The sequence below is a fragment of the Paenibacillus alvei DSM 29 genome, from assembly GCF_000293805.1.
GTDB lineage: Bacteria > Bacillota > Bacilli > Paenibacillales > Paenibacillaceae > Paenibacillus_B > Paenibacillus_B alvei.
Genome location: NZ_AMBZ01000002.1, coordinates 117,998 through 131,941, shown reverse-complemented (window position 1 = coordinate 131,941; position 13,944 = coordinate 117,998). Strand labels below are relative to the sequence as shown.

The 13,944-nt window shown below is 37.7% G+C and carries 11 protein-coding genes; 9 read left to right on the top strand and 2 right to left on the bottom strand.

What is annotated here, in order from left to right; all coding sequences use genetic code 11:
* The first annotated feature begins 112 nt into the window (after positions 1 to 112).
* The 5 genes from galU (PAV_RS07100) (at position 113) to PAV_RS07085 (ending at position 6,041) form a co-directional block, all read left to right on the top strand.
* The gene (gene galU / locus PAV_RS07100; RefSeq protein WP_005544650.1) at positions 113 to 988 is read left to right on the top strand and encodes a UTP--glucose-1-phosphate uridylyltransferase GalU; all 876 of its coding nucleotides are present in this window, start codon (positions 113 to 115) and stop codon (positions 986 to 988) included.
* Positions 989 to 1,257: 269 nt separating this feature from the next.
* Positions 1,258 to 1,422, top strand: coding sequence for an FDLD family class I lanthipeptide (locus tag PAV_RS37525; RefSeq protein ID WP_005544649.1), 165 nt, complete (start codon positions 1,258 to 1,260; stop codon positions 1,420 to 1,422).
* Positions 1,423 to 1,526: 104 nt separating this feature from the next.
* Positions 1,527 to 4,001: a lantibiotic dehydratase family protein gene (locus PAV_RS07090; RefSeq protein ID WP_005544648.1), complete on the top strand. Its 2,475-nt coding sequence runs from the start codon at positions 1,527 to 1,529 to the stop codon at positions 3,999 to 4,001.
* Positions 3,920 to 4,705: a thiopeptide-type bacteriocin biosynthesis protein gene (locus PAV_RS36015; RefSeq protein WP_238555774.1), complete on the top strand. Its 786-nt coding sequence runs from the start codon at positions 3,920 to 3,922 to the stop codon at positions 4,703 to 4,705. Before PAV_RS07090 ends, PAV_RS36015 begins: the two co-directional genes overlap by 82 nt.
* Positions 4,692 to 6,041, top strand: a complete 1,350-nt coding sequence (locus PAV_RS07085; protein ID WP_005544644.1) for a lanthionine synthetase C family protein — start codon at positions 4,692 to 4,694, stop codon at positions 6,039 to 6,041. Before PAV_RS36015 ends, PAV_RS07085 begins: the two co-directional genes overlap by 14 nt.
* A gap of 75 nt (positions 6,042 to 6,116) precedes the next feature.
* On the opposite strand, the gene PAV_RS07080 is transcribed toward PAV_RS07085, so the two are convergent.
* Together PAV_RS07080 and galE are read right to left on the bottom strand one after the other, a co-directional pair.
* Entirely contained in the window at positions 6,117 to 8,597 is a 2,481-nt protein-coding gene (locus tag PAV_RS07080) for an O-antigen ligase family protein (RefSeq protein ID WP_005544643.1), read from the bottom strand.
* 405 nt (positions 8,598 to 9,002) lie between these two features.
* Entirely contained in the window at positions 9,003 to 9,989 is a 987-nt protein-coding gene (gene galE, locus PAV_RS07075) for a UDP-glucose 4-epimerase GalE (protein WP_005544640.1), read from the bottom strand.
* 107 nt (positions 9,990 to 10,096) lie between these two features.
* Here galE and galU (PAV_RS07070) point away from each other — a divergent pair, with 107 nt between their 5' ends.
* From galU (PAV_RS07070) to PAV_RS07060, 4 genes are all read left to right on the top strand, one after another.
* On the top strand, positions 10,097 to 10,969 hold the full coding sequence (galU, locus tag PAV_RS07070; protein WP_005544638.1) for a UTP--glucose-1-phosphate uridylyltransferase GalU: 873 nt from the start codon (positions 10,097 to 10,099) through the stop codon (positions 10,967 to 10,969).
* An 861-nt stretch (positions 10,970 to 11,830) separates the two neighbouring features.
* Positions 11,831 to 12,130 (top strand): ABC transporter permease, encoded by a 300-nt coding sequence (locus PAV_RS36825; RefSeq protein ID WP_005544637.1) that lies wholly within the window; start codon positions 11,831 to 11,833, stop codon positions 12,128 to 12,130.
* Positions 12,130 to 12,618, top strand: coding sequence for an ABC transporter permease (locus PAV_RS07065; RefSeq protein WP_005544636.1), 489 nt, complete (start codon positions 12,130 to 12,132; stop codon positions 12,616 to 12,618). Before PAV_RS36825 ends, PAV_RS07065 begins: the two co-directional genes overlap by 1 nt.
* Positions 12,619 to 12,629: 11 nt before the next feature.
* Positions 12,630 to 13,934: an ABC transporter ATP-binding protein gene (locus tag PAV_RS07060; protein WP_005544635.1), complete on the top strand. Its 1,305-nt coding sequence runs from the start codon at positions 12,630 to 12,632 to the stop codon at positions 13,932 to 13,934.
* The last annotated feature ends 10 nt before the right edge of the window (positions 13,935 to 13,944 follow it).

The following is a 13,944-nucleotide window of genomic DNA, read 5'->3' as shown; positions in this document are numbered from 1 at the left end:
GCGTGTATATCTTGGGAAGTATATTTCTTGATAGCTTTTCATGTATACTAAAGATAGCATCAGGTTTGAACGGATGAAGATTGATGAACGATTCAGATTGGAGAGGAATGGGATGAAGATTAGAAAGGCAATTATTCCAGCCGCAGGGCTCGGAACGCGCTTTTTGCCTGCAACAAAAGCAATGCCCAAAGAGATGTTGCCAATCGTAGATAAGCCAACGATTCAGTACATTGTGGAAGAGGCTGTAGACTCCGGCATTGAGGATATTATCATTGTTACAGGTAAGGGAAAACGGGCCATCGAAGATCATTTTGATAATTATTATGAACTCGAACATAATCTGTTGGAAAAGGACAAATTAGCGCTGTTAGAAGAAGTACGGAAATCTTCAGAGATGGCCAATATCCATTACATTCGGCAAAGAGAGCCCCGTGGATTAGGACACGCGATATGGTGTGCTCGCAAGTTTATCGGAAATGAACCGTTTGCTGTCCTACTCGGTGACGATATCGTACAAGCCGAGGTGCCTTGCTTGAAACAAATGATCGACGTATATGAGCGTTACGAGGCTTCCATTGTCGGCGTGCAGCCAATTCCATGGGAAGATGTATCCCGTTATGGACTCGTAGCTGGTACGTCGCTTGAGGAACGAATCATACGTGCGGAACAACTTGTCGAGAAGCCAGACAGAGAGCATGCTCCTTCTAACTGGGCGATTATGGGGAGATACGTGCTTACTCCACGTATCTTTGAACTGTTAGAAGAACAAGAAGCAGGGGTTAACGGGGAAATTCAATTGACCGACGCGATTGCGCAATTAAGTAAGGAAGAAGCTGTTCTAGCTTATCATTTTGATGGGCAAAGGCATGATGTCGGAGAGAAGCTCGGATTCATTGAAACAATATTGCATTATGCGTTACAGCGGCAAGAGTTGCGTGAAGATTTGCTAAAGTATATGAGGAAAATGCTTGAGACCCATGAAATGTAAGGGAAGATCGTTGTTAACGAGATTTGATCTTACAATAAATATACTGTTTTAACGGTTGAAGCTGATTCATCGTAGTTTTTTACTACTAATGGATCAGCTTTTTACTATCCCTCAAACTTCCAGGAGATGGCGATATTCCACCATTCAATTTAATGTGTACATATTTGTTATAGTAAACAGAAACTTTTTCTGAAATGAATCGTTTAATAGATATAGGGTTAAATTTACATTAACCCCAGCATTAAACAAATTAAAAAGGAGGTGCCGAAGTGGATTCAGCGAACCTTATTGCTGCTAGTTATGAAGATGCATTTGACTTGGATTTGCAAGTTAATGTGCTGTCAGACTCTGAATCGCAAATGGGATGTACAAATAATGTTACTTGCAATGTTTCTGCTTGTCTTAATACTTATAAATCCTGTGACTGTTGTTAATCAAAATACCCCAGATATCACTCATTGTATCTGGGGTATTTTTGTATGGAAATTAAAAATTTGAAAAAGCGAAAGAACCAGTATTTTAGTTCAGGAGGCTAGTAATGGGCAATTCTGAATCAGCGCTACCGCTATTTGAAACTATGGATTTTTTCCAAGCAAGGATCCCCTTGCTCCCCATTCATTTTTATGAAGATCTGCTAGACAGGAACAGTTCCTGCGAGCAACTGAGAGACAAAGTGACTTACTTATTAAAAAATCCAATAATTCGAGAAGCTATTACTGTGGCTAATCCTCAATTTATGGGGTCTGTCGATTATGTTTTGAATCGCCCAGATCACAGAAAGTCGAATAAGGTATTGAGAAGTTTAATTCATTACCTGATCAGACTGTCCACGAGAGCTACTCCTTATGGAATTTTTGCTGGTGTTTCACTCGGTAAGTTTGAAGATAGTAGTTCATTAATAATAGGGAATATAGAGCGCCATCGAAAAATAGCTCGCCCTGACATGGAATGGATTATGAGTGTAGTTCAATATTTAGAAAAAGAACCGGTAGTTGTTGCACAGCTTACAGTTGTAACAAATCCATTACTATATATTGTGGGTTCTCGAGCGAAGCTTCCCTATTTGAACTATTCGAACTCGGAAAATAATGAAATTAAAAATAGCTCAATAAAAGCGACAACACTAGTGAAATATGTACTAGAACGTGCACAAAAACCAATAACTTTCGCCCAATTGGCAATAGAGATACAAGAGAAGCATCCTGAAACATCATATAATCGAATCGTTCAATTTATAACGACCTTGTTACATCAAGAATTTATAATAAGTAATTTAAGACCACCCATATCAATTCATAAAGCGGAGCTACCTTTTGATTACATAAGGAAACAAATAGAGCCTCTAAACGGCTTGGATGATATGAAACAAAGATTAAATACTGTTAATGAGCAAATCCATCAATATAATAAATCCATAATCGGCGAAGGAGAGGTGTTATATCACCGCCTCCACGAAAACTTAAATAGAATTCTGTCTACAAAGAATCCTCTACAGGTTGATATGGAAGTTGAGATTAAGAAAGTGTCTCTAAATCAAGATGTTGCAAAGCAGATAGCCAAGGCAGCAGAGATCATGTGGAGATTATCGCCAGAACCCTCGAATCCACATCTCGCTAGTTATCGCAACAATTTTATTGAAAAGTATGGATTTCATCAACAGGTTCCGTTATTGGAGTTATTGGATGAAGACGCAGGGTTGGGAGCTCCGCCTGACTATAAATACCCTGAAAGCAAGTATCGTACGGAACAAATTACTGTAAACATAGAACGAAATAAAGTGTTAGGGATCTGGGTAGCCGATGCGATAAAGCGGGGTCATAACGAAATTGAGTTGACAGAAGAAAGATTAATGAAAATGGAGACACCTGAATCGCATTTACAACCTCCCGCATCTTTGGAAATGTTTATCACGATAGCTACTGACAATAAACAAAGATCTAAAATAATTATTAATCCCAACTCTGGAAGTCCAGGCGCAGGCAGAACATTTGGCAGATTCAGCACTTTTTTAAATACGGATGAAGCTTTAGAATTCTCAAAAATGTACGCTAACCGGAACATAAGTGACGATGAACCCATAATGGCGGAGATTGTCTACCTTCCAGTAAATAGTAGACATGCTAATGTTGCGATTACAAATCAGATGTGTGCCTATCAAATTGTGCTCGGTACGAATATATCTGAGTCAAACTATACAAAAACGATTCCTCTATCTGATTTATATGTCGGTTGCACCAATCAGTACTTTTATCTCATATCACGTAACTTAAACAGAGAAGTAATCCCTATGATGACTAATATGCTTAATTATCAGCATTCTCCTAATGTGTACCGCTTTTTAAGGGAAGTGGCGAATGAAAGGCAAAGAAATATAATTCCGTTTTACTGGGGTCACTTATCCGAATTTCCGATGCTTCCACGAATAAGATATCAGAATATAATTCTTTCCTTAGCTAAGTGGTCATTAAATAAAAACGTTGAGGTTTTTCAACAGTGCAAAAATAGTGACGACTGGGTCAAGTGTTTTTGCGAGTGGAGGGCTCAATGGAATATTCCTAGATATGTGTATATTACAGTTGCTGATAATCGATTGTTGTTTGATCTTGATAATAACTATTTTGTATTCGAATTATATGATAAATACAAAAATTTAAACGGTTCAGAGTCGCTATGGTTGACCGAGTGCGGTTTTGAGATGAAAGAAGTATGGGGAAGAGGCGATAATGGACATTATATTGCAGAATATGTAGTTCCCTTAGTTAGTAAAAAAACGAACAAAAGAGCGTTTAACCAACGTAAAATAGTTTGTCCATTCTCATCGTCATTAGGAGTAACAAAACGATATTTTCCAGGTAGAGAATGGCTGTATGTAAAACTATATGGAATGTCTGAAAGAGAAGAGGAGTTTATAGGGAAACATCTTAAGGCTTTTTGCGAACATGCAGAAAGACAGCATCTTATAAAACGTTATTTTTCATTCGGTACACGGATCCTGAACCTCATATCAGGATAAGATTTAATAGTAATCCATCTGAGTTAATTCAGAAATTAATCCCTGCTATCCATACTTGGGCTGAGCAATTAGAAATTGAGGGATTATTGAATCGAATTACGTTTGACACCTATGAACCGGAAGTTAATAGGTATGGAGGGGGAGAAGTTATTAGTTTGGCAGAGGAGATTTTTTCAGCTGATTCCAAATTAGTGGCGGAACTTATATCTATTTGGTGTGACAAAAGAATTTCCGAAAACTTGGTGGAACTAGCCATGATAAGTGTGATGGATATTCTAAATCACTTTCTCCCCTCACTTGAAGAACAAGTGAAATGGTGTCAAGAAAAAGACTGGCATATGCATTATTCAATCGAGTTCCAAAAAAGACGGAGAGATTATATGGCTCTATGTGATGCCTCAAATGAAACTCCATATTTAGAACAAAACTCCATGGTAAAAAACTATATTCATTTACGCAAAGAGAAGATACTTTCATACAAATATGCTTTGGATCAAAACAATAAAAGAATGATGTTAACTGCTTCACAATCCTCCATTCTCGACAGTCTTGTTCATATGAATCTCAATCGGTTATTGGGCACGAACCGGAATCAAGAACGAAAGATTATGTCTCTTATCAGCCACTCACTTTATCACTTAAATAATAAGAGAAAACACACACAGCAAACTTTTGAGGGGATATTGTCTTATGATAACAACTGATAATGCAACCACTCAGTATGACAGAATTTTGCACATGATGCGATTAATCAGTGAGAAGCTGGCCGATCCGGATTTAGTAAAATCGATTTGTACTTCGGAGAAAAATCGCATAGAACATCAAAATGATTTTATTTGGGATGAAATAAGCCTTGCGAGTGGTTACCCTTCAGCGAGCATCCTATTCGGACGATTAAGCACTATTTTTCCCCACGATGAAAATCAATTTAATCGCGTTGCGCATCATTTTTTTCTAAAAACCCAGGAGGCTATGAGGAATACGGAAGGAGTATCGCTGTCTCTGTGGAGTGGTTTATCGGGTATAGGATTTGCTGCGTATTTATTATCTAATGATGGCAAGAAATACAGGAAACTCATCAATCAAATTAATGAAATACTTGTACGCTATGGTCATATCCATTTGCAAAAAGCCAAGGAGAACATAAGAACCGGCGTATATTTTCAAGATTATGATGTGATTTCAGGCTGGAGTGGAATTGGAAGATATCTACTTCTATTTTCTGATATACCTGATGTGAGGGGATTACTTAATGATGTACTAGAATACCTTATACTACTAAGCAATGACAAAATGGAAAAAGGATGTTCAATACCAGGGTGGTACATACCTGCAGAGCATTTGCCATCCCATCAGCAAGAAATATACGCGAAGGGATATTTTAATCTGGGGCTGGCACATGGCATTCCAGGGCCTCTTGCTCTCCTTGCCATCGCATACAATCAAAATATTAGAGTTTCCGGACAAAAAGAAGCAATTGAGCGATACAGTAAGTGGATACTGAACTGGAAGATAGAAAGTGATTTCGGAGTACGGTGGCCCTTAGTTGTCAGTTATGGAGAAGCAAATTTGCACGAAGATGACAATCAAAAGAATCGAGAGGCATGGTGTTACGGTTCTCCAGGAGTGGCTAGGAGCCTTTGGTTAGCAGGAAAAGCTCTTGGGGATATTTCTCTACAAACACTGGCAACGGATGCGTTTATTGCAATATTCAAAAAACCAATTGAAAATTGGAGTATTTATTCGCCTTCCATTTGTCACGGGTATGCGGGATTATTAAAACTTACACATCAAATGTATTTGGATACAGGAAATACAGAATTGTTTACATGTTATCGAAATTTGCTTGAGGATATCCTTGAAAAGTTTGATCCAAGCTCTGCGTTCGGATTTCAGGATGTGTATAGGGATTCGAAGACTACAAAATATTTAGATTACCTTGGGATTCTCGATGGTGTTACGGGGATAGCAATGACATTGCTGGATGCTATTGCTCCGCAGAAAACAATGGATTGGGGGATGTGTCTTCTTATAAAATAATTCATCATCCTTAACAATAAAGAGACCCGTTGAACCTATTTCAATGGGTCTCTTTATTATATAGAATTAATTTAATTACTCAGCTTTAAATCTCATTCCTGCGATTTGGTCAATCTGCTCTTTTTGGTCTGACCCTAATGCAACAAGTTTGTCATACCAATTTTGATCTACTTGCCCCTGTTGGATCGTTGCAGCTACGTACCATCGTGCGAGCTCACGGTTGTTCTCAGGGCTGTTCTCAGGGTCGTTCGAGTTAGTTAAGTCCTCTTGTAAGTATGGCTTCATCGCTTCAGCTGCCTTAGCAGGATCACCCTTCATTAAATATGCGCGCCCAGCATTCATAGCCATACTAGAAGTAACGTAAAATGGATTACCTTGAAGCTGTCCTTTCGGCAATGTCTTCAAGTGCTCCACGCTTGCCTTAACATGCTCAAACGCGGCGATGACCTCGTTCAAATACCCATCTTTTTTGTCTGGTGCTGTTGATATAGCTTTATACCCCTCAAGTGAAGCCTTATCCATATATTCAGCGTACCATTTCATGTCCCAAGGGAAGTTGGATGCGTTTTGAGAATATACGGTATAGACTTGTTCGTCCAGCCCTTTTATGTTATAGAGCTTGATTAGCTGCAATAGCAGCGACTTATTATGAGGGTTATCCCCCAGTGCATTTTTCAATACTTTTTCTGCTTCCGCGTAGAACTGCTCATCTTTTTGTTGTTGATATACTGACATGTATAGATTCGCCTCGAAAGCTGCGTATTCCGGATGAGTAGAGCGGATGCTCTTAGCCTTTCTTAACTGAACCATCGTTTTGGTAAAGTCTTGAGTTGTAAGGACAGTTTCTTTCGCGCTTGCAAACGAGCTTGATGCCTGAACAAAGAGTATGGAAGTGATAAACAAACCGATGCTAACAATACCAAAAATGCTTGCAAAGACAGTTCGCATTGCCTTTGACTTAACTTTATCTAATGGTTTTGAATCGATAGAAGCAGTCATTCCACCAAGACAAAGGAAGACAAGTATGCCTATATAAACAAAGCTCATATTAAAGTCCATCGCACTGTGAATCAGAATACTCGTTGCAAGAATGAAGAACAGGAAGTGATCATCCCGTTTTTCATCTGTGGTATTAATAAAAGTGCGAATGTAGTTCCAATAAATATAGATGAGAAATGCTATCAGAATAAGCATCCCGATAACCCCGGTTTCAACGAGATACTGCATATAAAAGCTATGTGCCTGTTGAACGTCGTAAGGGTTATTTTCATACTTCGCATAAAGTGCAGCCCAAGCGCCACCACCAGCCCCGATGAAAGGATAATCCGCTATGAGCTTCATTGAGTCTTTATAAAAAGTAATACGTTCGAGAACACTATGTTGTTGGAGGTTGATAGTTTCTAATCGTGTCGAAATGTTCTCAGGGAGCATATTTTTAATATTCGTTCCAATAAGGACAAACAAAAGAAGAGCTCCTAAAACTGCTCCCCCGACAGGAATTAGGAAAGTTCCCCATCGCTTATTAGAAATTGCAGTAGTTTTTTGTTCTAACCACGGTGAAACCCAACGTTCAAGTGCATACGAGATTGCTGCAGCGATTAAAGAACTGATAATGATATAGGCCCAGCCCTTAAAAGAATTAGATGCAGCAAACTCTTTTTGAACCTGCAATCCGATGTCGGTAACAGGGTTCAATATTAACACGGTAATGACCCCACTAACAGCCAAGTGCATAATCCACATCAATTGACGATATGGTTTTAAAAATACGAGCACTACTATAAATGCAACAGGGAGGAGGAGTAACCCCCCACGAGATAAAGTTAAAAAGATGGATAACATAATGGGTACAATCATAAATGCATGGCCCGATTTTCCCCACCATTTTTGGGACTTACTAATGAAGAATAATGCTCCTAATAGAAATGCCATAAGAAATCCAGCGTATGTATTCGCATATTGGAAGACAGATGCAAGTCGTTCACCATTAGAGTCACTCATAACTGCATTCAAGTAAGCACCAGACGGCGTTGTTGAAATCCCAAGCCACTTTATAAGCGTTGTAACACCGGGTCCATTCCCCAACCAGTGGAATAATCCAAAAAAGACAACAATATAAGAAATGATCATGATAGCTAGATTTAATGTTCGATTTACGACACTATCTTGCGCTATAATGGAAGAAGCGACAAAAAATATGCAGTACATCAGCATGATAATTAGCATGTTGACTGCCAAATAATTTGATGCTGCTGTTATCATAGATAACGCGAAGCTGGCAGGCAATAAGAATACGAAGAGAGACAATATGTCTTTGCGGCTAGACCAATTAAATTGCTTCCAACCAACAGCGATGGCTATCATAGCTATAATAGAGGAAAATAATGCAGCTACATATATTGGTTGATCGAAATCTGCCATTTGTCCGTTAAATAATGCAACTTTAAAGGTAGACCAAAGTAAAAATAAGATGATGACTCCAAGCAGCAGCCAAGGCGCTTTGGAGCCTTCGGCGTTTTTCTTGGCTTTGGAGCCAGTATATCCATATGTCGACAATTTTTACGCTCCTTTATTTTTAGGTTTATTTTCAATTTTAGCACAAAATACTATTAACGAGCTAATCTCATTTTTCGACGGATTATAACAGAGTATAAATATCTTTATGTAAAATATCATCAGAAATACTGGATCAACTGAAAACGACTAAATGATTTCCGAACTTGTGATGATTTTGGTCATTGTAAGTTAGACATTTGTAGAGAATAATGAATCTTTAACCTCCGTACTCGACCATTTGCTCAATCGTTATGACTCATGCAAAAGCGGTCAAAAAAAGCTGAAGTTGGTAAACGGCCTACAAATCATTTTTGAATGAACTTATTAAACTCTTGACTGACCTAACTGTCCATTACAAAAAAGAAAGTAGAGCCTACAGGCTCTACTTGTATGTAGAATTGTTTTTTATCTTTCATAGCCATTGGGATTTGCAGAATGCCACTTCCAGGCTGAATAAATAATTTCTTCGATGCTTGTCCATTTAGGTTCCCATTTTAGTATCTCTCTGGATTTTTGTGCGTTAGCCACCAAGACAGCAGGATCACCTGCTCGACGTTCTTCCATTTTCGCTGGAATCGGGTGTCCAGTCACTGCTCTAGCCGCATTAATCATTTCCAGCACTGAATATCCGTTACCATTTCCTAAATTGAATATGGCGCTTTCTCCACCGGATTTCAGGTAGTAAATTGATTTTATATGGGCATCGGCTAAATCCCTTACATGAATGTAATCGCGTATACAAGTACCATCAGCCGTATCATAATCATTTCCGAATACTGAAATGTAATCACGTTTCCCTAATGGAACTTGTAATATTAAAGGAATTAAGTGTGTTTCAGGTTGATGATCCTCGCCAATTATCCCATTTTCGTGAGCACCGGCAGCATTAAAATAACGAAGTGCTACATATTTTAATCCATGAGCAATGTCGAACCATTGCATCATAGATTCCATGGCTAATTTTGTTTCGCCGTATGCATTTGTCGGTTTTGTTGCTTCGCTTTCTGTAATCGGGATGATTTCTGGATTGCCGTATGTTGCAGCAGTGGAGGAAAATACGATTTTAGTAACCCCGTGTTGAACCATTATCTCTAGCAGGCATAACGTTCCATATAAGTTGTTATCGTAGTATTTTCCAGGGTTCTGCATGCTTTCTCCCACAAGTGAACTGGCAGCGAAATGAACAACGGCTTCAATGTTATATTTTCTAAATACTTGGCCGAGTGCTTCCTTGTCACGTATATCACACTGAACCAGTTCAACGTTCTTTACTGCATTTTGATGCCCGGTAGAAAGGTTATCAACGACTATGACTTGCTCCTCTTGTTCCAGCAGTGCTTGTACGGTATGAGAGCCAATGTAACCTGCTCCGCCAGTGACGAGTATGCTCATGTTATTCTCCTTTAAATTACTATAGTTTTATAAAAATCTCATGTATACTAGTATAGTATGATTATTAGGAAACGGTATAGAGGTATGATATTAATTGGAGGAACAAAATGAAAATTAGAAAAGCGATTATTCCAGCTGCAGGGTTGGGGACACGATTTATACCGGCAACAAAAGCAATGCCGAAAGAGATGCTTCCTATAGTAGATAAACCAACTATTCAATATATCGTTGAGGAAGCAGTAGACTCAGGTATTGAAGATATTATTATAGTAACAGGTAAGGGAAAGAGGGCAATTGAAGACCATTTTGATAACTATTTTGAACTTGAACATAATCTGTTAGAAAAAGATAAACTAGCATTGCTTGAAGAAGTTAGAAAATCTTCTGAAATGGCGAACATTCATTACATACGTCAAAGAGAACCGCGTGGCTTGGGGCATGCGATCTGGTGTGCCCGGAAATTTGTAGGAAATGAACCTTTTGCTGTTTTACTTGGCGATGATATTGTTCAAGCTGAAAAACCTTGCCTAAAACAGATGCTAGAGGTTTATGAGCAATATGAGTCCTCTGTGGTTGGTGTCCAGCCCGTTCCTTGGGAAGAGGTTTCTCGATATGGGGTTATCGCGGGTAACAAAATAAGTGAAAGAATCATGAAGGCAGAACGTCTTGTCGAAAAACCTGATAAAAAAGTGGCTCCTTCTAATTGGGCGATAATGGGTCGTTATATACTAACTCCTCGTATTTTCGATTTATTAGAACAGCAAGAAATCGGGGTAAATGGAGAAATTCAACTGACAGATGCTATTGCGAAATTAGGTACATTAGAAGCCATTATTGCATATCATTTCGAAGGACAACGGCATGATGTAGGGGAAAAGCTAGGTTTTATAGAAACAACACTAAATTATGCGCTTCAGCGCCCGGAATTGAAAGAAGATTTGTTGAAATTCATGAAAGAGGCCATAACAAAATATGAATAGTCGTACTCTTATATAAAAACTGACCCACATAAGGGTCGGTTTTTTTATATTTATCATATGTCGCATTCCTCACTGAAATTTTAGCAATTTGCTTTTTTCTGATCTGGGCCTATTGTAACATCTTGATTGCCGGGCATTGTAGAATCGTTTTGAGTACTTACTAGCGTGGACGCTCTTGGTTGTTCGAGTTAAAGTCTTTCGTTACATAAATAGTTTCTTTGGGATTCTAAAACGAACATGAGCCTGACAAAGAAAATGAAAGTCAGTAAGTAACTCAGCATATACTTGTATATTGGAACATTCATCATTAAAACAGCTCAGAAAGGCTTCATGTAAACGTTACTTTTGTGTAGTTAGCACTTTACTAACTAGTGTCGTAGCTACGCAACTATTTCCTTACCGATGGAATAACTAAAAAGACGACAATGAAAGAAATGATCATGATGGCTAGATTTAATGTTCGATTTAAGACACCGACTTGCGTTATAATAGATAAAGCGACAAAAAATCCCCATACATAAACGTGATAAGCAGCATGTTTTTGCTAAGTGCTGGGATGCAGTTATTACCATGGACAGCGCATTGATAATTGAGAGCGATGATGACATATATTGGTCACTCGAAGTTGGATGTTTTCCGCTAAACAGTGCAACTTTAAATGTGGAACAAAGTAAAAATAAGAGGATAAATCCAAGTGAAGTATCCAAGCCGCCTAGGAACTATCAGAATTTTTAGTGGTTTTGGAGCTGGTACATCGGCAACTTTTGCGCTTCTTTACTATAGTAATTCGTAAATATTATATCAAACATTTAACTAAATGTTCTTTAATCATCAAATTTGTTTTAGGAAGTGAAACTTCAAGTGAACTATATTTCATATGTATTTAAAAACTATAAATTAATACTGGAGTTATCTAAGAAAGATATAAAATCAAAATACCTAGGTTCTTTTATGGGAGTTCTTTGGGCATTTGTCCATCCACTAATTTCAATTCTCGTATATTGGACAGTTTTTCAAGTTGGTTTTAAGACAGTACCTGTAGACAATATTCCGTTTGTTCTTTGGCTATTGTCAGGAATGGTTCCCTGGTTATTTATTTCAGAAAGCTGGGCAAACGCTACAAACTCGATCACTGAGAACAGTTTTTTAGTTAAAAAATAGTGTTCCGAGTCAGTGTTCTGCCAGTAATAAAAATTATTTCGTCTTTATTTGTTCATCTGTTTTTTATATTAATTCTATTTCTAATGTTTGCTTTATATGGTTGGTACCCAAACATATATAATATCCAATTGTTTTATTATTTATTTTGTTCAATGGCACTTTCTTTAGCTCTTTCTTTGATTACTTCTACGCTTATTGTGTTTATTAAAGATGTTGGTCAAATAGTAGCTGTAATGCTGCAACTTTTATTTTGGTTGACTCCTATATTTTGGAATTTAAATATTGTCGAAAAAGAATACCAAATATTTTTTAAAGTTAATCCTATATTCTATATTGTTGAGGGCTATAGAGATACTTTTATAAATGACAAGTGGTTCTGGCATCATCCGTGGCAAACTTTGTATTTTTGGTCTTTTGTGACAATCAGTTCGCTTTTGGGGATCTTTTTATATAAAAAAATGCGTTCTCACTTTGCTGACGTGCTTTAAAGGAGAAGACAATGGGGAAATCAGTGCTAGAAGTCAAGAATGTAACTAAGATCTATAAAATTTATGATAATCCTTCACATCGTATTAAAGAGGCGTTTAATCTAACAAAAAAGAAGTATCATAAAGAATTTAGGGCTGTTGATAATGTCTCTTTCAGCGTCAATAAGGGACAGATAGTCGGGATATTGGGTAAAAATGGTTCTGGGAAATCTACTTTATTAAAGATGGTGACTGGAGTGATAACTCCTACAGAAGGAGAAATTATTCGAAATGGGAAAATCGCGGCTCTATTAGAACTAGGAGCAGGATTTAATCCGAATTTAACTGGTATAGAGAATATTTACTTGAATGGTACTTTGATGGGATATAATAAGGAAGAGATGGATAATAAGATTAACGACATCATTTCTTTCGCGGATATCGGGGAATTTATTCATCAGCCTGTCAAAATGTATTCAAGCGGTATGTTTGCTCGTTTAGCTTTTTCTGTAGCCATCAATGTGGAACCAGAGATTCTTATTGTGGATGAGGCGCTGTCGGTTGGGGACATCTATTTTCAGGCGAAATGCGTAACTAAAATGAAAGAATTATCTCAAACTTGTACAATACTATTCGTATCGCATTCGATGGACACAATAAAGAGCTTTTGTGATACGGCTATTTTGCTAAACGAGGGTAAGATGATTCATTATGGTCCCGTCAAAAAAGTGGTTCAGGTCTATGAAAATATGATGAATCAAGAAATTGCTGACATGAAGAGTGTACAATCACTCGATAAGTTTGTTAAGGGTGGCATTTCTGATCAAAATAACACTTCATTATTATATCAGGAAGACAATAATTTTACTAAAATGGCTAATGAGTTTCGTTCGGGAACTGGTGAAGCACGGTTCATTCGAGCTGATTTGCTTGTCAATGGAAAAAAAACAAACACATTATCTTTTGGGGATAAAGTAACTTTACGGTTAGTAGCGCAATACTATATGGATGTCGATACAGAAGGAACAATTGGATATATGATTCGTAATCACAATGGTGTCGATATATTTGGAATGAATATCTATAATAAGGCAAGACTGTTACCTCCCATGAGGAAAAATGAGATATTAGAAGTGAAATTTCAATTTGTTAATTTATTATCTGAGAGCGGCAAATATACAATATCCATTGGTTTGAAGCCCAAGCCTTTTGAGCCTCTATATTTTGACAGCATTAGTATTGCGGCTGTTTTTGAAGTGAGGAAAATTGAGAATAACTATGTTCCAGGATTAATCTTTGTAGATAATGAAATTGAAAGTCAAGTAATAAATATATAAGAGGGATATC